General features: G+C 43.1%; 25 protein-coding genes. 19 read left to right on the top strand and 6 right to left on the bottom strand.

Translation table 11 applies throughout. The features are described 5' to 3' along the window. Positions 1-232: 232 nt before the first annotated feature. Entirely contained in the window at positions 233-829 is a 597-nt protein-coding gene (locus EKM84_RS13645; RefSeq protein ID WP_223876643.1) for a helix-turn-helix domain-containing protein, read from the bottom strand. A gap of 176 nt (positions 830-1005) precedes the next feature. On the opposite strand from EKM84_RS13645, the gene EKM84_RS13640 reads away from it, so the two are divergent. The 17 genes from EKM84_RS13640 (at position 1006) to EKM84_RS13560 (ending at position 12848) form a co-directional block, all read left to right on the top strand. After that, entirely contained in the window at positions 1006-1185 is a 180-nt protein-coding gene (locus EKM84_RS13640; protein ID WP_125766214.1) for a helix-turn-helix domain-containing protein, read from the top strand. Between the two features lie 268 nt (positions 1186-1453). Beyond that, positions 1454-1675: a hypothetical protein gene (locus EKM84_RS13635; RefSeq protein WP_225418211.1), complete on the top strand. Its 222-nt coding sequence runs from the start codon at positions 1454-1456 to the stop codon at positions 1673-1675. Then, the gene (locus EKM84_RS13630) at positions 1672-2472 is read left to right on the top strand and encodes a bifunctional DNA primase/polymerase (protein ID WP_125766213.1); all 801 of its coding nucleotides are present in this window, start codon (positions 1672-1674) and stop codon (positions 2470-2472) included. The genes EKM84_RS13635 and EKM84_RS13630 overlap by 4 nt, the downstream gene beginning before the upstream one ends. Next, positions 2472-3866, top strand: coding sequence for a virulence-associated E family protein (locus EKM84_RS13625; RefSeq protein ID WP_087129061.1), 1395 nt, complete (start codon positions 2472-2474; stop codon positions 3864-3866). The genes EKM84_RS13630 and EKM84_RS13625 overlap by 1 nt, the downstream gene beginning before the upstream one ends. A gap of 145 nt (positions 3867-4011) precedes the next feature. Beyond that, complete coding sequence (locus EKM84_RS13620; protein WP_087129058.1) at positions 4012-4491, top strand: hypothetical protein; 480 nt, start codon at positions 4012-4014, stop codon at positions 4489-4491. Positions 4492-4505: 14 nt separating this feature from the next. After that, positions 4506-4697: a hypothetical protein gene (locus EKM84_RS13615; RefSeq protein WP_125766212.1), complete on the top strand. Its 192-nt coding sequence runs from the start codon at positions 4506-4508 to the stop codon at positions 4695-4697. A gap of 10 nt (positions 4698-4707) precedes the next feature. After that, positions 4708-5025: a phage head closure protein gene (locus EKM84_RS13610; protein WP_164511411.1), complete on the top strand. Its 318-nt coding sequence runs from the start codon at positions 4708-4710 to the stop codon at positions 5023-5025. Between the two features lie 57 nt (positions 5026-5082). Next, the gene (locus tag EKM84_RS13605) at positions 5083-5493 is read left to right on the top strand and encodes an HNH endonuclease signature motif containing protein (protein ID WP_125766210.1); all 411 of its coding nucleotides are present in this window, start codon (positions 5083-5085) and stop codon (positions 5491-5493) included. A gap of 786 nt (positions 5494-6279) precedes the next feature. Continuing rightward, the gene (locus EKM84_RS13600; RefSeq protein WP_125766209.1) at positions 6280-6753 is read left to right on the top strand and encodes a phage terminase small subunit P27 family; all 474 of its coding nucleotides are present in this window, start codon (positions 6280-6282) and stop codon (positions 6751-6753) included. Beyond that, entirely contained in the window at positions 6750-8447 is a 1698-nt protein-coding gene (locus EKM84_RS13595; RefSeq protein ID WP_125766208.1) for a terminase large subunit, read from the top strand. Before EKM84_RS13600 ends, EKM84_RS13595 begins: the two co-directional genes overlap by 4 nt. Then, the gene (locus EKM84_RS13590) at positions 8407-8604 is read left to right on the top strand and encodes a hypothetical protein (RefSeq protein WP_125766207.1); all 198 of its coding nucleotides are present in this window, start codon (positions 8407-8409) and stop codon (positions 8602-8604) included. The genes EKM84_RS13595 and EKM84_RS13590 overlap by 41 nt, the downstream gene beginning before the upstream one ends. Next, positions 8601-9701: a phage portal protein gene (locus tag EKM84_RS13585; protein WP_125766206.1), complete on the top strand. Its 1101-nt coding sequence runs from the start codon at positions 8601-8603 to the stop codon at positions 9699-9701. The genes EKM84_RS13590 and EKM84_RS13585 overlap by 4 nt, the downstream gene beginning before the upstream one ends. Beyond that, positions 9698-11227: a phage major capsid protein gene (locus EKM84_RS13580; protein ID WP_125766205.1), complete on the top strand. Its 1530-nt coding sequence runs from the start codon at positions 9698-9700 to the stop codon at positions 11225-11227. Before EKM84_RS13585 ends, EKM84_RS13580 begins: the two co-directional genes overlap by 4 nt. Before the next feature lie 98 nt (positions 11228-11325). Next, positions 11326-11700, top strand: a complete 375-nt coding sequence (locus tag EKM84_RS13575) for a DUF1304 domain-containing protein (protein WP_087609393.1) — start codon at positions 11326-11328, stop codon at positions 11698-11700. Between the two features lie 14 nt (positions 11701-11714). Then, positions 11715-11984, top strand: coding sequence for a head-tail connector protein (locus EKM84_RS13570; RefSeq protein ID WP_125766204.1), 270 nt, complete (start codon positions 11715-11717; stop codon positions 11982-11984). A 173-nt stretch (positions 11985-12157) separates the two neighbouring features. Beyond that, positions 12158-12529: a hypothetical protein gene (locus EKM84_RS13565; protein ID WP_125766203.1), complete on the top strand. Its 372-nt coding sequence runs from the start codon at positions 12158-12160 to the stop codon at positions 12527-12529. Positions 12530-12647: 118 nt separating this feature from the next. Then, a complete protein-coding gene (locus EKM84_RS13560; RefSeq protein ID WP_042522391.1) occupies positions 12648-12848 on the top strand; it encodes a cold-shock protein in 201 nt (66 codons plus the stop codon). 693 nt (positions 12849-13541) lie between these two features. On the opposite strand, the gene EKM84_RS13550 is transcribed toward EKM84_RS13560, so the two are convergent. The 4 genes from EKM84_RS13550 to EKM84_RS13535 form a co-directional block, all read right to left on the bottom strand. Then, on the bottom strand, positions 13542-14177 hold the full coding sequence (locus tag EKM84_RS13550; protein WP_263853644.1) for a site-specific integrase: 636 nt from the start codon (positions 14175-14177) through the stop codon (positions 13542-13544). Between the two features lie 263 nt (positions 14178-14440). Next, a complete protein-coding gene (locus tag EKM84_RS13545) occupies positions 14441-15427 on the bottom strand; it encodes a hypothetical protein (protein ID WP_125766202.1) in 987 nt (328 codons plus the stop codon). 1022 nt (positions 15428-16449) lie between these two features. Then, positions 16450-16773, bottom strand: coding sequence for a hypothetical protein (locus tag EKM84_RS13540; protein WP_125766201.1), 324 nt, complete (start codon positions 16771-16773; stop codon positions 16450-16452). 208 nt (positions 16774-16981) lie between these two features. After that, the gene (locus EKM84_RS13535) at positions 16982-17644 is read right to left on the bottom strand and encodes an EAL domain-containing protein (RefSeq protein ID WP_125766200.1); all 663 of its coding nucleotides are present in this window, start codon (positions 17642-17644) and stop codon (positions 16982-16984) included. A 289-nt stretch (positions 17645-17933) separates the two neighbouring features. Between EKM84_RS13535 and EKM84_RS13530 the strand changes: the two genes are divergently transcribed. Then, the gene (locus EKM84_RS13530; RefSeq protein ID WP_125766199.1) at positions 17934-19058 is read left to right on the top strand and encodes a GGDEF domain-containing protein; all 1125 of its coding nucleotides are present in this window, start codon (positions 17934-17936) and stop codon (positions 19056-19058) included. A gap of 164 nt (positions 19059-19222) precedes the next feature. Next, entirely contained in the window at positions 19223-19429 is a 207-nt protein-coding gene (locus EKM84_RS13525) for a hypothetical protein (RefSeq protein WP_125766198.1), read from the top strand. A 626-nt stretch (positions 19430-20055) separates the two neighbouring features. Here EKM84_RS13525 and EKM84_RS13520 read toward each other — a convergent pair. Next, positions 20056-20385 (bottom strand): hypothetical protein, encoded by a 330-nt coding sequence (locus tag EKM84_RS13520; RefSeq protein ID WP_125766197.1) that lies wholly within the window; start codon positions 20383-20385, stop codon positions 20056-20058. Between the last annotated feature and the right edge of the window lie 439 nt (positions 20386-20824).

Below are 20824 nucleotides of genomic sequence, written 5' to 3'. Positions count from 1 at the left end.
CTCACCAATTTATTTGATGAGGTTATCATATCGTGGATTTGCCGCCAATCATAGACGGTCAGTTATTTGGTGCTTACGTTTTTTTCTTACCAGTTAGTGGATCAGTGCCTAAATATATTTGAAATTGATAACGGGTATTCCCGTCCTTGTCCTGATACTTCTTGATTGCTGCCATATATAATTTCCTCCATAACGTACCGTGCGGGGGCAGTGTTATGTAAGAAAACAATTATTAAAAGTATATGTGCAAAAAATGGGACTCGCTGGTGTTTGAATAATTAAAAGAGAAAGTACCTTGTGTTGAAAATTCAGAATTAATAAACGCGTTGAAGTCGCAAAATATATCATTATTTTTATCAAAAGAGCTCATTTCGTAATGACAGTTAATAATCAATTCATTTAATATGCTTCTCAAAGTTCGCTGTTGATTTCCCAAAATCAAACCGCCGATTGCTAAATTTGGATCTTTTTCCACTGATATTATTATTTTGTTCAGATTTTGGTTTTTTATATTCTGAAAAAAATCTATTTTAAACGTGGAATTGGTAATCAGATCAAAATTGATTGGAACAATATAGGAAAAGACTATGCTGCTTATCTCGTTACGAACCTTCTTTTTTTCAGAAGTTGGGGGAAGAATGGAATAGTTAGTAACGGCAGGCGCTAATAAAGTGGAGACAGGACACTCTATAGAATTAGCGATTAGTTTTAGTGTGGAAAGTCTGGTATTATCAGGAATTTCATCGTTTTTTATGAGCCTGGCAATTGTAGCTTTAGATAATTGTGTATCATTTTGCAAATCCGTAAATGACATATGAAGTTCAAGCATGCGTGACCTTATGGGGTTCAATTTGAATGCCTTCTTTCAGTTTTTTATAAGAAACCTATCTGAATAAATGGTATCACATACTTGACTTCAAATGAACAACTATGTATCATAAGTTCAGTTAAAGAAACCAAATATAGTTTTTAGTTTCTTTAATAAAACCGCAGGAGGTGGCAAAGATGAATAACGAAAAAAATCAGTGGCTAACTTATCATCAAGTAATGGAAGAACTAAATATTGGCAGCATGAATACAGTCTACAAGATGATTAATGACGGATTAAAGGTAACTAGCATTGGTAGACTAAAGCGTATTGAACGTAAAGAGCTGGATAAGTATTTAGCTTCAAAAACAATTTAAATTGCACCGTGCGGGGGCAGAATAAACTTAAGGAGGTGATCCTATGAACTTAGTCAGTTTACTGTTGGTCGGTTTCCTTGCCAGTTATTTTCTTGGCATTGCTACGGCGTTAGTTGGAATGAAGAAGGCATAAAGATACGAGGCAAGAAAAATGGGAGAGCATACAAAAAAGACCTACTTTACTTTGGCGAGTAGTAGGTCAGGCATATCGCAATGTATGTTTTCCCTTAATTATAACACGTCACTACTGTTTTGATGAAGGGAAAAGATGAAAATGAATAAAATAGAGGACTTAGATGATTTAGCGTTTGAAGCAGGTACGTTAGCCAACGCATTGGGAGCTTTAAGTCAGTTAGCCAGTGATAGTTTAGACAACGATATAGATAGGGTTGGTGACCTAATCGGGTTAATTACAGTAGTACATCAATATGCTGAAAATCATTACACAAACGTGGACAAATTTAATATGTTTGGTGGCGATAAACAATGAAGGAATTCGCTTCGTTGTATGCGGCACTTGATTTAGTTGAAAGCGGGTATGAAATTTACCCTTTATCAGCCAACACTAAGACACCACCTAAGGGCCACCACGGATATTTAGAAGCCACTAGAGACCAGAACATCATTGTGGACTGGTTTCAAAATAACCCAGATTATAACCTAGGCTTGCGGTTAGACACGTCGCATTTATTGGTGGTTGATGTTGATATTCACGATTCTGCTAAGAATGGAAAAGATAGCCTGATGGAGTTACAGCGCCAAGGCAAGACACTTTCACCAGATACGTACATTGAAAAGACAGCTGGTGGTGGTCTCCATTACTTCTTTAAGTATACCGGAGATAAGGTGCGCAAGGTCGATAATTGGCCTGGCATTGACCTGCTAAGTGACTTTACTGTAATTGCGCCAAGTGAGATTGGTGGCATGGCTTATGCACCCTTATCTGGTCGAACACTGGCTGATATTAAACCGGCACCTAATTGGATAGTTGATGAATTAAGCACCAATAATTTGAACGGTGCGTCAGAATACGCCTATACAACACGGTTAAAGAAATATACTGGGCGTTTGCTTGATGAGATGGTGCAAGGGGCCAATACGGGTGATAGGAACGTTTGGCTTACTAAAATGGCTGGCCGAATGTTTAGCGTTGGTGCTGATCCAAAAACCGTTTATAACATGCTATCGGTGATAAATGATTCTTTTGTAGATCCATCGCTACCAAGTAGAGAGATAAATGTTATTTTCCAGTCTATTTTAAAAAGAGAAAGTAAGGGGGTTCATTAATGGGCAAAGCAATGGATCTACCAGCAGAGACCCGAGAAGCGGCCAGCAATGTTATCAAAATGCAACGTGACGCTGATTGGCAGAATGATTTCAAAAAAAATTCGGACGATGGGATCAAAACACAGTCTCTTTACAATATCCGCTTAATTATGGAACATGACGAAATGTTGAAAGGGCTAGTTGCATTTGACGAGTTTTCGGAACAAATTGTTAAGACGCCACAAGCAGACAATTCACTGTTCAAAAAAGGTTTTTGGAATGATGGTGATGACACGTTATTGAGAAGCTATATTGAAGATCATTACAATTTGTTATTCAGCAAGGAGAACATTACCGACGCAGTAGTTACAGAGGCACGCCGCAAGACAATCAATCCGGTTAAGGCTCGTATTGAAGCGGCAGAATGGGACGGCCAGCCACGTGCTGAACGTTATTTCATTGATTACTTAGGTGCCGAAGATAATCATTACACCCGCACCATCACTAAGAAATGGCTAACTGGTCTTATTGCCCGGGCTTATGTTCCCGGAGTTAAGTTTGAAATTGTCCCTATCTTAGAGGGGAGCCAAGGACTTGGCAAGAGTACGGCTGGTAAAAATCTATACCCGGATAAATTCAATGATTCGTTGAAAGGAATGGGTAAGCAGAAAGACGATTATCAACAGTTGCAAGGTAGTTGGATTATTGAAGTTGCCGAGCTTTCCGCCATGAAGAAGACGGATATTGAGGGAATCAAAAATTTCATTAGTGCACAATCCGACACATACCGGAATAGTTATGGCCGCTATGCGTTGCCACACCCGCGTAAATGCGTATTTATTGGCACAACTAACCAAACCGACTATTTAAAGGACGCGACCGGTGAACGGCGTTTTTATCCAATTAAATGTGGGGTCAACAAGGCCAAATTAGATGTATGGCACCCGGACGAGAATTACATGCTTCAAGTATTGGCGGAGGCCGTGTACTGGTTTAGGAATGGCGAACCGCTATATCTGGATCAGGCCACCGTGAAAGAGGCTAAGGCGTATCAGATGGCTGCGGAAGCTGTCGACCCTATGCGAGATGCCATCGAAGCGTTTTTAGCAATGGAAGTTCCCACAGATTGGGGAAAAATGAGTACCAGCTTAAAACAAAGCTATGTCAGTGACTACGGTCAGCAATCTAAGTGGCTACAAGATCAAGTTAGCAATGAACGGAAACTGCTTAATCAAACAACAACTCGGGAAATTATGGAAGTTGTCTTCCATAAAACAGTTGATCGTTATTTAACCGGGCGAACAAACTCGGAAGCTAAGCGAATTAAGTTGTTAATGGACAATATGGACGGTTGGAAAAGTCAACGAATTAGAATGAATGGCCAACGTCTACATGGGTATATGCGCGAAGTTTAATCAGAAATTTACCAAGTGGACCACGTTGGACCACCTAATGGACCACGTCAGGGTGTCTTTGAAGTGCTGATATATCAACGTTTGGACCACCGGACCACGTGGACCACGTTTAAAAAAACATTTCCAGTTCTAGGAGGAAACACGTATGAAATGGCAAGAAATGCAATTATTGAGAGACACAAAATATAGCAGTTCAGAAAACCTCAAAAAATTTGAAGACGTATTTAAGTTTGATAAATGTGCCGTGTATGAACGCCCACATAATCTTGAAAAACTACTAGCAGGTGATCGTTCATACAATGCGGGTAATAAGTATGACACACCACCTTACCTTGGGGATTGGTTAGATCATGCCGAATTGCAAAAGGTAAGTGGAACTACACGAATTGTTGCAATTGCTCATGATTATGGGCCGGCCGATAGCGTTCATAGCAAAATAGCGGAGCACGTCTTGTCGCTTGATTTAGTGGGCGTGATATTTGATAGCAAAGTAGATTGGTATTATCCCGGCCAGTCTTCACTAGTAATGATTATGAGCAGGGAAACATATAACTACTATTACTATGACCTGTTGGCAAATCAGCATGTTGTTGATGTAGTTAAGAAGCAATATTTTAGAGAATAAAAGGAGTTTAAATAATGAAAATTAAGATGGTACATGCTGACAATATGGAGGAGTTATTTGCGCAAGTTTCGGAAGTCGACAAAGCACAAGATATTGACGATGAGTTGATAGGCACTAGCATTGATTTTATCAAAGTGAGCGATTCGAAAAAGATCTATTGTGAAGCATTGGTTTATAGGACTGGTGATGACGATGAAGACTTATGATGTATCGCGTATGAAGCACCGCTGCCAATTCGGGGTATATGGTAATGGTGAGGAGAATCCGAATACAGGCGCTTTCGTTTCGCAATTTGTACCGCAATTCTCACTATGGTTCGGTGAGTATAGCCAGACCATTAACCAGCAGATTACTCTAACCGGAGATGATCTGACAGATACGAAGATGATTGTTGTACGGCATAATAAGCAGGTCAATCAGCAGCAACTGGTTAAGATTGATGGCACCCTTTACCGGGTCAACAACGTAGCCGGTGATGATGAGATTAACGCCTATGATGTCATTACGCTTGTTCGCTATCAGAAGCACGGATAATGAATGATAGGTCGTCTTCACAGGCGGCCTTTTGTGTATATAAGGAGATCTATTATAATGGCAAAAATTATGAAGCAATGCAACCATGCCGGGTGCCGTCAGTTGGTGCCCTATGACACACGCTACTGCAGTAAGCACCAGCATAAGGCTAACGCCGAAACGTACCACAAGCGCATGTATGGCGAACATGAGGGACGTTATCAACAGTTCTATAAGTCATCTCAATGGCGTAAGTTATCACGTAGATTCCTAGAGAATAACCCTATCTGTGTGAAATGCTATCAAGACGGGGTGATCCGTAAAGCCGATGTGGTCGATCATGTTATAGAGTTGCGTGATGATTGGTCACGGCGACTAGACGAAAGCAACCTACAGCCATTGTGCTACCGACACCACAATCAAAAGACTAAGCAGGCTAGAGAAGTACGGTCAAAAGAGGTCAGCGCTAAGAATGGTGGTAAGGCGTGATGTGCCTGCGATAGTTGGTGATAGATGATGGTTGCGATTATACAGAGTATTCGCAAGTGAATATGGTTAGGTAGAGCCGAATTTTCAGCTGAATTAAAATTGGTGACTAACTTAAACTTAGGTAGTACATCTGCGCAAAATTGCGCACATCTTTATTGGGGGTCTGCTTAAAAATAAGCATACCCAATATATGTCCAAAATTGGACACATCTTTCAGCCGAGTTATTGAGCGGAATTTTCCGCTGTACTATCTGCGGTCACAAGTTACGACCCCAACGCACTAACTTGGTGCATTAGCTGACCCGTTAAGATGACGGGATAGGGTGCCTTCGCGGCTGAATTTTCAGCCCCCAATTTTGGGGAGCTAAGCCGAAAACTAGGCCGAGTTGGATTTGGCAGCCGACAATTCGACCGCGAGTATTCTAAAGTGATTGTAAAACTTGGTATATCAATGATATGGGGGGCTATGGTCGACCCGAAAAGAGCGGGCACACTCCACAGCTCGCATAAATTTCCCTTTAAAAATTTGAATTTTTGCCAATATTGACAGAAACCAAAAAATGTCTACTACTTTATACAAAATTTGCATAAATAAAAAGTCAAGGGGTGAAGCATAACTATATGTAGTATGCCAGCCAATAACAGCATACTATATATTGCACTTTTTACTCGAAAGTGTTACTATTTATGTATAATAAACGAATTCCGAATATATGTGCATTTGAGCTACCTCAGCCATGCTGTGGTGGCTTTTTTGCATATAAATTTAGCGAAAGGAGCCCGAAAATGGGTCAAAAGATTAAGCAACTATCAACTCTAAAGAAACATCTAACGAACGAAGAACGCGACCAGCGCAAAGACGCAGAGACTGCCTTGTTTGATTACCCGTCACTTGATTTGACGCCCCCTGATTGGTTGCACGACCGTGCTTTGACCGAATGGCAACGTGTTTCCCCGTACTTGAAAGCTAATACGCCCATCAGTGAACTTGATCGGGCCCTCTTAGCAAGCTACTGCCGGGCTTATGCCACCATTCAGACTTGCGAGAATGATATTCGTAAGAACGGGCTGGTACAAACTAATCAAGAGACTGGCGCCCGTAAGCCCAACCCGTACGTGGCTTTGCAGTCACAAGCTATGAAAGACCTAAAGTCCTTAGCTGATGATTTAGGCATGTCGCTATCGAGCCGGGCCCGCATGGAATTAAACAAGCAGAAAGATGAGACACCCGAAGATACTTTCGAGGCGATGTTGTCATGATTGAATATGTTGACCAAGTTTTATCGGGCCAAGTGTTGGCTGGTCAAAAGATTAAATGGGCGTGCGAGCGATTTAAACGTGATTTAAGCCGTTCTAAAGAAGACAGCTTCCCGTTCTACTATGACGAAGACAAAGCGGCACAGGCGGTTAAATTTATCGAATTAATGCCGAAGACTGATGGTAGCCAACTCACTATGCAGCCCTTTCAAAAATGGCTTATTAGTGAGCTGTATGGTTGGCGTGAAAAAGCAACCGGCAATCGCCGTTATGATCGGGCGTTCATTAGTATGGCACGGAAGAACGGTAAGACCTATCTAGCTTCTGGTATGGCCGCTAATGGCCTTTTAAGGGAACGTCAGCCCGCCCGCAACCGACAAGTATTATTCGTCAGCAACGCCCTTAAACAAGCTAAATTAGGCTACGACATGCTATCAAGTGGGCTACGGCAAGTCCGCAAGCAATCGAAGTACATGCGGCAACGGATTAAGGTACAGAAGCAAGCCATTACTGACTTAGAAACTGATTCGCAAGCCTTAGCCCTTGCCAGTGATACCAGTACGCTTGATGGTTATGCCGGGACTACCGTTATTTTAGATGAATGGCACGAAGCTAAAGACCGCAAGGTGTACAACGTTTTAAAGTCTGGTCAAGCACAAGAAGATAATTCCCTGTTGGCGGTGATTTCCACCTCGGGCCTTAACCTCAACGTCCCCATGCACGCCGAATATGAGATGTTGACAGACGTTTTAAAGGGGAAGATTGAAGCTGATCGCTACTTTGCGGCAATTTGGGAACTAGACGACCGCGAAGAAGTTTACGATCAAGCCAATTGGATCAAGGCAAACCCGTTGTTCAGTGAACCACACGTCAAGCAACGAATGACGGAGAAAATTCAGGCCGATGTTGACCTTGCCATTAAGCAAAATAACCTCATTCCGGTGCTGGTGAAGAACTTCAACATGTGGTTGCAAGCCAGTGAGGATAGTTATATTTCTGCGGACGATTGGGCCGCTGGTAAATTAGATGAAATCCCCAATTTGCGGGGGCGTGATGTGTATATTGGCGTTGATTTATCGAAAAGCAATGATTTGACCGCGGTTAGTTGGCTCGTGCCGATTGGCAACGGTCAATTTTATTGTGATAGTCATTCATGGATCGGGACTAAGTATGGACTTGATTCAAAAATTAAACGTGATGGCATTGATTATCGGTCAATGGAGCGCGCTGGTGAATGTAGTATCACCCGACTAGACAGCGGCATTATTGACTATGACGAGCTATTTGATTTTGTACAAAAACTGGTCGGGAAATACAACTGGAAAGTGAAAGCAATCGCTTATGACCCGTATAACGCGCAAACGTTAATTACTAAGTTTGAAAAATTCAATTATCCATTGTTTGAAGTAAGGCAAGGGACGTTGACTTTGAATATTCCCACCCGAAATTTCCGTGATCAGCTGTATGCGGGTCACATTAAACACAATGGCAATCAGATTCTCGCTTATGCGGTCAATAACGCCATATTGAAAGTGTTGAATAATGGCTGGCAACTGGATAAGGCACGCAATAGCAACCGGATTGACCCGATAGCGGCGTTAATTAATGCTTATGTGGCCGGTATGGACTATTACCAAGAAAGCGAGGCGAACCAACATGCGAACGAATATTATGCGACTGCAACGGATCTGTTCTAATTACCTATCGGCAATCCTGCTGATTATGGGGCTGGTTCTGCTAGTCGTTGGTGTCGGCGGTTGGCTAGGGTGGTATGCAGCCATCATGCTGGCCGGAGTTAGCCTGATCGTTTTGGCACTACTGATTAATTATGAAGAAAAGGAGGTGAACCCATGAGCATTTTTGTTAAAGCAAGCACCACCAGTGGCACTCATGATCCAGTGGCTGACGCCTTGGTTAGTCTGTCTAGTAATGACCCCTATACGTTTGTGAGTGCGGCGGTACTACGCAACAGTGACATTTACGCGGCGATTAACATTATTGCGAGCGACATTGCCAGCAACCCGATCGTTTGTGATACGGCCATTTTTAATACCATGATTAATCAGAACCCGAATAGCAATATGGACGGTTACCATTTTAAATACGCCTTGGCGGCCAATCTGCTTCTCAATGGCAATAGTTTCGCGGAGATTTTACCTAATCACACCCTGAAACTGATTCCCAACAATCAATTGGTGGTTGAGCAAGACGATGTGAGCGGCAAGTTGACCTATACTTATACGGCAACCAGTGGAACGTGTCGTCAGATCGCGCCTAACAACATCTTGCATTTCAAATATTTCACCAAAGACGGGGTATCGGGGATCAGTCCACTATATGCCTTGAAAGATGAGCGCCAGATTCAGTCGGCCGGCAATAAATTGCTAACCGGCTTTTTTACTGCCGGTGTGCACGGCACCACCATCGTTAAATTGCACCAAACGGACTTAGGCAAAGAAGCCAAAGAAAATGTCCGAAAACAGTTTGATGAAACTACCACCGGAGAAAATGCGGTTAATACGATTGTCACTGATGATGGTATGGATATCAGTAATCTTCCCTTGAACACTGACGTGTTAAAGCTGGTCAACTCGAATGACTGGACGACCCGCCAAATTGCCAAAGCCTTTGGCTTGCCACCAGAGCGCTTAGGGGTAGAAAACAATCATTCTAACCAAGAGCAAAGTGGCGTGCAGTATCTACAAGGGACGTTACAGCATTACTTTGATAGCTTCACCAGCGAACTATCATTCAAGCTTGGCCATGACTTCACGTTCAATACGGAAAAATTATTGAGCCTTGATCCGCAGACCCAGCAAGCCCAAGCGGTGGCTGGATTTACGGGCGGCATTATGAGCCGCAATGAAGCCCGGGCCAAGATTGGACTGCCACCAACTGATGATGGTGATATTTTCTTAAACTTACAAAAGAATGGAGTGACTAATTCATGAAACAAGACCGACGGTTAACGATTGACGCCGAATTGCGAGCACAAACGCCGCAGCCAGAAACACCCGAAGACGGGCCAGCTGAAAATTCAGCAGACCCGCAACCTAAAGATTCCCAAACAAGCAAGGGGAAAACAATTAGTGGTTATGCCATTGTGTGGAACTCACCAAGTAAAGATTTAGGTGGTTTTACCGAGATTGTAACCCCCAAGGCGCTTGATGGTGTCGATTTATCAAACGTTCTTATGCTCAACAACCACGACTACACTCAAGTGTTAGCCAGCGTCAAGGCGGGCACGCTGACGCTAGAAACAGACGACAAGGGGCTACATTTCACCGCACAGTTGCCGAATACGTCGTTTGCTAATGACGTCTACGAAGAAGTTCAAAGTGGGAACGTTGATTCCTGCTCATTTGGCTTTGACAGTGATGATGATACCGACGAATGGACTAAAGATGACGATGGCAATATCACCCGAACCATTAACCAAGTCAAAAGCCTATTCGATGTGTCAGTGGTGGCCGTTCCCGCTTATGACGATACCAATGTGCAAGTTGATACCCGTAGCTATGAAAAATTTATTAACCAAGAAAAGGAGCCTGACAACATGGCAAAACAAACAATTATTGATCCCAATGGCAATGAAAACAAAACCGGTATTCCAGCATTTGAACAATATGTACGGTCACATGGTGAATTACGTGACGGCCTAACCACCGACGGTGCCAGTGCAGTAATTCCCAAGGAATTAATTACACCCGTGTTCCAATTGAAACAATCAAAATACAATCTAGCCCAATACGCAACGGTTAAACAGGTTTCATCGGGTACGGGAACTTATCCAATTTCGACCAGCCAACAAAAGGCGGTACTGGCTACCAAGCAAGAGCTGGCCGATATTAACGATGTTAACGCCAATATGTTTACCGATGTTCCGTTTGATGTTAAGACACGCGCCGGTAAGATTGCATTATCAAATGAAGTCGTTGAGGATTCCGAAGTTGATATTGTGAGCGAGGTCAAGAACCAACTGCAACAGTTGGTGGATAATACCGACAACACGCAGATCATGGGACTGTTAACGGGTAGTAGCTTTGCTAAAGCAACGGCCACCAGTATTGATGATCTTAAAAAGATTTTCAATGTGACCTTAGACCCTGCTTTGAGCAAGATGTGGTTAGTTAACCAATCCGGATTCAACTATCTTGATACTTTGAAAGATAGCGAGGGCCGTTACCTATTGCAACCTAACCCGACAGCACCTAGTGGCTTTACCTTGTTAGGGGCACCGGTCGTCATGATCAGTGATAAGCTATTGGCCAACAATGCTGACGGCACATTCCCAATGATCGCGGGTGATTTGTCGCAAGCGGTGGCGGTCTTCCGGCGTAACCAAGTAACCGCCCAATGGGATAAGTTCGACCAATTCAGCCAAGGATTATCAGTGATCGTGCGGAACGATTATGAAGTGATTGATAAGTCTGCCGTGATTAATGTGGCACTAGGAACAACAACCAGCGGTAAGTAGAAGGACATAAGGGGGTGTTAATTTGACACCCCTGTTACATAATGATGGACGTTGTATGCTATTATTGACTTAAACAAAAAATAGAGGAATGATAAAAATTGAAAATGATTAGTGACGTATTAGTTTTTGCAGTGGCATTAGAGGCACTTTTTATCATGGTGCTAGAAATGTTTTTGACACAAACAAAGATTGCTAGAAATGCTTTTGATTTGCCAAAAGAGTATTTAGCACAAGAAAAGGTGCAAGTAAGTATGGCTAATCAGGGATTATATAATGGTTTTATTGGTGTGGGAATACTATTGTCCATGCTTGTATTTCCTAATGAACTTAGAATATGGAACTTATATCTCTTTGTTGGTTTTGTTGTGGTTGCCGCTATATACGGGGCCTTTACAGCGAATAAAAAGATTATTTTTTCTCAAGGACTACCAGCTATACTTGCGCTTGTAGCATTGATTTTGTCTAATAGTTAGAAAGGAGTTTTTTTATGGCAGTGACGGTTGATGATATTAAAACCAGCTTACGATTGGATTTGACCGAAGATGATACCTTAATTCAGGGCTACTTAGATTCTGCTAAGGAATATGTGCAGACCGCCGTTAGCACTACGGCTGGTTTAACCCAATATAAGCAATATGATTTTGCGGTGTCGTTGCTAACACAATTCTGGTATCAAAACCGGGTGGTGGATATGAAGCAGACTCCTTACCAAGTGGTTAGCATGATCCAGCAACTCCGTGGGCTGACAAGCGAATAAAAAACATTGATGAATAAATTTCATTTAAAAATGTAATAGGTGAAATTAATTAAACGAAATGTTATAATATAGGTGTCCTTAAGTAATTCATTTAATTCATTGTTAGTAAGGGAGCCGCAGATTGCGACTCCCTCTCCTTATACATATATTTGGAATCAGAAAGCGTGGTTCCAATGCGTCAAGATATTAAGAAGATCCGTAATTTATTAAAAGAGTATGCCAAACTAAAACAGGAAATTCGGACGTTTAATCAGGTATCTAGTCCGGTTTTAAGCGTGGCTCCTAGTCACAGCGGCGGCAATGGTGTTGAAACTAGCCTCATTAACTATGTTGACCTATCTTATCAGTTAAAAGAGGTTGATGACGCGTTAAATGCGATCCACAATACGCAGTATCAATTTATCCTGCATGATTATATCATTGAGAAACGTTTCACCCGAAGCGAGGCTTGCGAACGATTATCCGTTAGCACCAGCAAATTTAATCATATGAAAAACTGTGCGCTTGAATTATTTAGGGTTGCATACATCGAATTAAAGTGTTAAAGTTAGTTAAATTGACATGTTCGGAAGTTATAAGTATCATTCATCTTTGCTATCTATTATTTTCTTAGATGTTAATTCAATTTGGTTACTTTGGTTTGATTCCTAGGAGGATATATATATGCAAAATGGTACTGTAAAATGGTTTAATGCTGATAAGGGCTTTGGGTTTATCACTGGTTCAGATGATAAAGATGTATTCGTACACTTTTCAGCAATTCAAACTGACGGTTTTAAGAGTCTTGACGATGGGCAAAAAGTTAGTTACGATGTTGAACAAGGCGATCGAGGACCTCAAGCGACTAATGTTGTTCCACAATAATTTGTCTAATATTATGAAGAACTGCTTTTGATGGAGCAGTTCTTTTTTATTAAAGGCATACAGGAAAGCAATGTGATAATATGGATTTTATAGATGTTTATGGCATTAATCACGAAAATTGTACGCTTGTTACACCAACTAGAGAGTATAGTCGAATCAACATATTCATGGATTCAGTTGGGCGAAGATTTGTAGCTATGAGTCCTGATCCTGTACCTAGTAAATATGGCTCAGTAAATAGTCATTGGAAACGTGGCCGGCCATCTGAAGCACCGAAAGATTATTTTTATATTGATAAATAAAAAAACTGTTAACCGATGAAGTTAACAGTCACTGCCCCGCGCAAGTATGAAGCCACCGGAAACGGTGGTTTTTTTGTAAAGTAAGCCAAATGGTAAGCCAACCATTATTTACTAAGCGTTAAAACCATTGCTATCATTGGTGTGTAGGCATTTATAAAGAAGTGGGGGTCATTCCCAGTATACCCAATAGTAGTTTTGTATTAGTCGTCATTAGACCTCACGGGGGTTGATATGACGGCTTTTTTAGTACATTGGGCTTTGCATGGGTTTCTGTGGATAACCATCAAAACGTAGTCAAAAACGTAGTCACTTTTTGTAGTCAGAAACGTAGTCACTTTTCAGACAACCGAAACACGGGGCAACTTTCCTGCTCGCTGTAGATTTACACCAACTAGAAATTTAAGTAGCTGGCAAGTTTCTCCGTTGCCTCGTTCTTTTCCTTATCCGTAACCGCCGTGTAAATATCTAAGGTGGTCTTATAGCTAGAGTGCCCCAACTGGTCTTGCACCGACTTGATAGAGGCACCGGCCTCAAATGCTAACGTAGCATACGTGTGGCGGAAAGCGTGCACTGTGACGTGTTTCAAATCATACTTGCTGAGAGTATGCTCTAACCATTTACGCGGCTTAGAGGGCTGACACATTTCGTTATTCTCGTTAGCAAAGATAAGGTTGTGCCCCTGATTAACGTTGAATCCGTATTGCAGTAGTTGGGTTCTCTGCTCAAGTTTCCACTGCTGTAGAATATGGCACGTTTTGGGGTCAAGGTAAACGGTTCGGTTACTGCGGGCTGTCTTGGGTGATTGTACCAGTAAGCGCGCGTTGTCGCCCCGTGATTGCGTCTTAGAGACAGTCACCGTGTTCTTACTGAAATTGATGTCCGACCATTGCAGGCAGAGCATTTCAGATTTACGCATACCACTGAAAGCCGCCAACCTGAAAAACACGTTCGCTTGCGGGTCATTATCATCATCGTTCAAGCACTCAAAAAAGTGTTCCAGTTCGGCCCGGTCAAAATAGTTTTCCAGATTGCTACGTGAACGGTTGTCTTTATTAACGGGGATGATTACAGAGGATACGCCTTAGATCTATGAGAGATAGCATGTCCCGGGTGAGGGTTATCTGCCATCTTAAATGCAGCGAACATCCGCCAGTAATTCGGTCGTGCAGTGGGGCAGGTTAGGTCCACACAGGTGAGAATTATAATCTGAGCTTGTTTTGGGGATGACGGGCACCAATTTGAGAGAAAAATAAAAGGCCACCATGCCATGGGTGGTCTTTTTGGTGGGCTCTAGTATAGTCCTTGAATATAATCAGCTGCCACCTTAGAATAACGGGCAGTCACAGGTTCATAACCAGTTACGCTGTTTACGTAGTCTTCTGCAATATCGTTGAATGCTAGGAAGAACGTCTGCTTACCGTTCTTGACAGAAAGGTTGAATTCACCCGGGTCAGAATCAATCATATCGTTTTGATAAATATGGCCTAACTTGAGAGTCATCTTATAACGGTATGTTTTACCTGCCTTGGTCTTCTTAGTAGTTACACCGCTAACAGGCTTGCTGAGGTAGTAGGTAAGCGTTGAATGAGACCGCTTAAAACTCTTGATTTTAGCATAGCGAGTTTCCTTATACACTGTGCCCTTACTGTGATAGACAAGTTGGCTGTCCGCCGTGACCGTAATAAATGGTCGCGTTCTTTCATCACCGTTATGGGGCGCTTTGTTATTCTTGATTGGCAAGGCTGGAACACTAGCCAAGGAATTATAAGAAAATGCAGTGCTGCGTGTGTATGATTTAACTGCTGCACCGTTTGCCTTAATCATGAGAAAACTATATTTCCAGTTGCCTAGACGGCTGAACACTTTTTTCTGATTCTTGATGCTTAGAGTAGTGTTATCTAGGGAGGTCAGATTTCCATTTCCGTCAGCATATCCTGTCACAACCGAACCCTTTGGCAGGATAACAGTTTTATGTCTAAACTCATTGGTTAATGCAGTGGCCTTTGTTAACTTATACGTTTGACGATGATTGTACGTATCAGGCTTCACTGTAGCAGCCGTCCCAGAGCCGTAGTTGTCGGTAACGCCGAATGCTTTACTAATATCTATTTTGTCAAATAGAGTATCTAACTTTTTTTGGTTTTTAACTGTTTGTGCGGGCGTTACAATGGGTGTCACTGACGCATGTGCTGTAGGCGTCCCCATAGCAATTTCAACCCCTGTAACTGCTCCTAAAAGCATGAGAGGAGCGGCGTATTTGCATGTTAACCTAATCATTTAGTTACCCCCTAATATGTGTGTTACCTGTAAGGCATTATAAACCTGCTGAACGTAAATTAAAAACCATCCCCCGAATAAGAAAGATGGTTGGTAGTTGACCTATTTTAAAATTGCCTTTCCCGCTAAGATGATGAAAGCTAGTGCAAAGAAAATAACGGTCAGTGTATTCACGGTTCGTTTACTCATTGTAGTGCCCCCTTGGGTGCCGGTGTGTTTATCTGAAAATCAGGTAGGGATAGGAAACTAATCACATCAATAGCCATACAGTAGCGCAGTTGCCTTTTTACTTTTCATTGTGATACCCTCTTGATTACTGAAATAATATATTGGCAACTACTAATATCATGCCAACTGCAACGGCAATTCTTAAATAGATCCATTGACGACTAATCTTTTTCTTTAGAACCTTATTACTCATGCTACTGCCTCCTTAGAATAACCGTAACGCTAGTAGAACTAGCACGAGTGTAATACCAATGTTAGTAGCAACTTGCGTTTTCTTTTCGTAGTCAACTTTCTTTTGTTTATTCATGCCGCATCACCCTAACTAAGTTACGTACTGCTAGGACTAGTCCAATAACGGAAATAGCCAGTGTAGCAAGGGTGATAACGTGTGATAAGTTAGCCATATTGTTTTCCCGCTTTCTACCTAATAAAATACACCTAGCCTGCAAAACATAAAAGGGGCAAAAACTAATAACCTCTGTTGCTGAATGCTCTGTCCGAATAGATTGAGTAGGCTCTTTTGGTACATAATGGCAAAATAAAAACCGTTAGCCGTTACGCTAACAGTTCCATTGCCCTGTTGAAATTGGGCCTCATTTATGTGTGTGTGTTATTGTGAATGGCAGCCAAAAGGGCAGCCACTTTTTAAACTTTATTCCAGACAACCGAAACGCCGGGCAACTTTTCTGCTTACACCGTTTTGAATCATACTTTCGTGGACAAGAGTCTAGGACTATACAGGGCGTCAATAGGGTAGCTAAATTGTTCTTCTTAGTTTGCGTAAAAATTTCGCTCTATACCCAAACCAATAGCAACATTAAACAAAAAACAATTATTCTAACGATGTGATGTTTTAAATGAAAATTATTAATCGCAATTCCATGCATAATGGCAGCACCGATAAGAATAATAGCGGCACAAGTGACAGCAATTTTAATTTCCGTTGAAGTGCCTAGAAAAAGAAATACAGCAATAAGTAATGGGCTAAGTAAATTAAAAGCTCCGGACACTTTCAGCAAACCATTACCACTGACATACGCCTTAAAGTTTGCTAATGTTGCAATCCCCATCAAAATTGAAAATACAAAAATTGCGTACTCAACTATAACATTTAACATATAAAGTCCTCCTCATCAGGATGAGCAGAATCCCATTTCTAGCCAATAAAACAAACGCCACTAACATTAAAAAGAGTATACCCCAGATCACAGAGATCACTGGAATAGTGGCTTCTATAGTTAAGAAACCAAATAAAAAGACCATCAAAGGGCCTAAACAGCAGCAACCTTCAATCGCCTGTAAAATAGATAATATCATGATCCCAAACTATAACTTGAATAAATGGGGCTTGCCGTAGTACCAGCCTTGTCGCAGGTCCAATTCTAGGTCGTTAGCCATTTCGTCTTCCTCGGCGTTTTCCACACCTTCAAGAATGAGCCGAAGCTTGTACTCTTGAGCAATCTTCTTCCAAAATTTTAAGTGTTCTGGAATTTCATCCGCACGGCCCTCTGCCCGGAAGTTTTGCATGGCAAACTTGATTTCACTGGCGTAGGGGAGGACTGGTTTCAGGTGATCATACGAGTTGACCCCGGTACTGATGTCGTCCAGGCTCAGTTGAATGCCGTGATCATCGAAGAAGTGGACCTGTTCGATGAGTTGTTCGTTGGTGACGGCCTTGTCGGTTTCTTCTTCAGTAACTTCCAAGACTAAATTTACGGGATAAATCTGTTGTTGCGCGGCGACAATTGCTTTAGCAATCGTGCAGTCGATGAATTGATGCTGATTGACGTTAAATGAAACGGACCCAATCTTAAGACGCAATTTTTGCGCGGTCCGTTTCATCAAGTCGGCCTGAGTGTCGATGGGAATGGATTCGAAGTCTTTGGGTAGGACCCATTTGTCATCGACCTGTTGGCGGATCAATAATTCGTAACCAATCAACGAATTGTTGGAAACATCTAGCTGTGGCTGAAGAAAATAACGGTACATGGTAATCAGGTCCTCCTTCCAAAGGTGTCTGCTCCTATCATACTTTATTTTGACGAAATGGGATAGGGGGCAAAGACAAAAAATGTCGATAGGGGCTGACTACAAAAACGGCTAATCGTTCAACCCCTGACATATTAATTTATATAAAGCCCTATGGATTTATTATATAAAATGTTCTATAGTGGGTGCTATGAATAAATTATTGCGTTATACTTAAGCGTAAGTTAATTTACTAACAGCGACTGGTTTTTACCAGTTAATTCATTGAAAAAACAAGGAGACTGATTCCATGTCATGGACTATGTGGCTAGTGCCGCCGATCATTACTAGTATTTTCTTTGTCTTGGGAATCATCACTCTCTACTGGTCCATCTTCACCTGGGTGACTGCCAAGGTGGAGTCGAGCAGTAAGCCCCATAACTTAAAACGGATTCAGGTGTTACTGGGAACGTCCTGTGCGGTAATCTCCGTCTTCGCCCTACAGCTGATAGTGCGGGACACCCACCTGTCGTGGACGTTCACCAATTTCCAACTCCTACTGCTAATCTTCGCGGCGTACTTCCTGCAATTAAAAATTCCTAACTGGCTAATCTTGTTGGCCGGGGTGGGGTTCATGGTGATGAATGGTAACGTGACCGCTATTCTTTCTTGGGGATACACGTTCCTGTTTGTGCTTTTCTACATGATTTCTTACCAACAAAGTACCCACCTCTGGCGTGCGCCGTACACCCGCTACATCACGGTGGCCTTGGGCTTTGGGATGGCGTTATGGTTATTTGTTAAATTCCGGTTCCATCTTCCATGGGGCACGTATTGGATTGAAATTGCGGACTACGCCGTGCTAGCGTCATTAATGTACGGATACTTCCGGATTCAGGACAAGGACCGTCGTATCAAGAATCGGCTGTTCCAGTCCGCCAATTGGGATGCACTAACGCACGTGCAGAACTATGCAGCATATGACCACGCTATTGGGTATTACTTCCATCAAAGTGTTGCCCACAAGAAAAATTTGGCGATGGTCATGTTTGATATCGATCATTTCAAACGGGTGAATGATACCTACGGGCATTTAGCCGGTGACGAAGTGTTGAAACAGGTGGCCAGTACCGTGGCCAGCACGATTAGGGCCATCAATCCGGAGATCATTCTCTACCGGACCGGGGGCGAGGAGTTTAATATTCTGTTACCGGGATATGATATTAATCGTACCCGACCGGTGGCTGAGGCAGCGTTTGACGCGGTAAAGAATCTTAAAATTCCGTACAACGAGGAAACACTACAGGTGACCATTTCCGTCGGGGTTTCCGTGCTGCACGAGGGTGACCACAACCCCTTGGACTTTTACAAGCGGGTCGATGCCAACCTATACCATTCCAAGAAGAATGGTCGGCAACAGATTACCATAGGTTAACTGAATATAAAATGTGAGCGTGCCTACGATTGTGGGTGCGCTTTTTAGTTGGTAGGGGCGCGGGCCCTTTATAAATATTTAAATATCAAATCCATGCGAACCCGAATAAAATCGTGTAGAATACGACTTAACCGGGGTTCCCCGGGCAGAATGGAGCGATCATCGTGATCTTTTTACTATTACTATTGTTATTACTGTTTCCCATCTTGCGACTGGTCTTCGGCTTGGCCGGCTGGTTATTAGGCATCGTGGGCACGTTCATTATCGGCGCCATCGTCCTGGTAGCCTTCGCGGCCCTGTTCCGCTTCTTCATCGTCGCGGTCCTGGTCATCGGTGGCGGCCTCTGGGCTTCCCACGCACTATTCAGCTAGTAGTGTGGGGTGTAGCGTTGCGCCTGCGGCAGTTCAGGAAGGCCAACCTGTGGGGAACGGTCGAAGCCAAGAAGCGGTCTTCGACCTCGTGGGTGAGCCTTGAAAAGCACAAGTCTCACCCACGTCCCGTGCTGTAAGGCCGGGCAAAAACTCCCGGCCAACAGCACCGACACAGGTGGGCCTTCCTGACTGCCTCCGGCTACACTCGGACTGGCTGAGGGCGGTCAATATGTGCTCTCCAATCGTATAGCTGGATAGGGGATAACGACAATAAAAATGTGATTAAAAAACGTCACAAATAATTAACAGACAGTGTTACAACGATAACAGAAAATGGCGAATGGCATTACGGGCTAAACCAGTGTCAGCCGCAGGGCTGGTGAAAATGGGCTCAGCCGTGGGAGTTGCCTTAGCGGTTTACCGCTTAGGCAACTGCTATCTTTGAGACGCGCTTCTTAGCGGCTCAAAGTAAGTCTGGAGACCGCCCTTCGGCTCCAGACGTGCGCCCACAGCGTCACGGCCCAGTTTTCACCAGCCCGGAGGCGAAAGCAACACGCGTTTAACCCATAAATGAAGACAAAACAAAAACGGATGGCCGGCTGGCCGTCCGTTTTTCAATACATGTGTTATTCAAATGACATCTCCACCAAATAGGTCTGCTCAGCCGGAATGTGGCTGGTCGTGATCCAGACTTCCCGATAGTCTAGTTTAGAACTGCGGGTCCGCTCGAAGAAATCGTTGAGGAGGTCGCCGTTCATTGCCAAGAAGTCATCGTCCATCCGGTTGACCAGCAGGTGGCCAACGGGGAAGTAGAGCTCTGGATTGGCCACGGAAACTGTGTCCGGCACGCCAATCGCGATGACGTTGCTGTTGCGCTGCTGGATAAAGCGCACCCGGTCTTGGTGGCGGTGGATAAAGGTTAGGACGTTATAGATTGAATCTGAGTTGCTCGCCATTATCTTTCTCCCTTCGGTGACCCCATTGTAACAAATTTTGAAACGTTTGCCAGTCTCAAACGCTTGTCAGAAAGGGCTTTCCTCGGCAACCCGTTTGATGGGAAAGTGGCAAAAGTTTATCAGGACGTGAATGAAAGCGGATACGAACTTGCGCTAAAAATGCCGGTGACCTGATAATAAAATTCTTAATTTCCCATACTGACCTTCCCATGGTCGGGAACGAGAACCGCTGACTGGATAAAAAGCAGGGCCAATGGGGAGCTTAACCAGCGTCAATCAGGGGACGCCGGTGGTTTTCAGCTAGTTAAAATTTGCGAGAATCCTTTATTGCAAACCGATTTCAGGCGAGTATAATTATCGCACTAAAGGTTGAAAGTACTCAAATAGGCTTCAGCCCTTGGGATACTTGAACTGGAGCAACTTAAATTAGATTTTATGC

Origin of the sequence: Levilactobacillus mulengensis (assembly GCF_003946045.1) — a bacterium.
Taxonomy (GTDB): Bacteria; Bacillota; Bacilli; order Lactobacillales; family Lactobacillaceae; genus Levilactobacillus; species Levilactobacillus mulengensis.
Note: the sequence above shows the minus strand (reverse complement) of the source record. Positions and strands in the feature narration are given on the sequence as shown.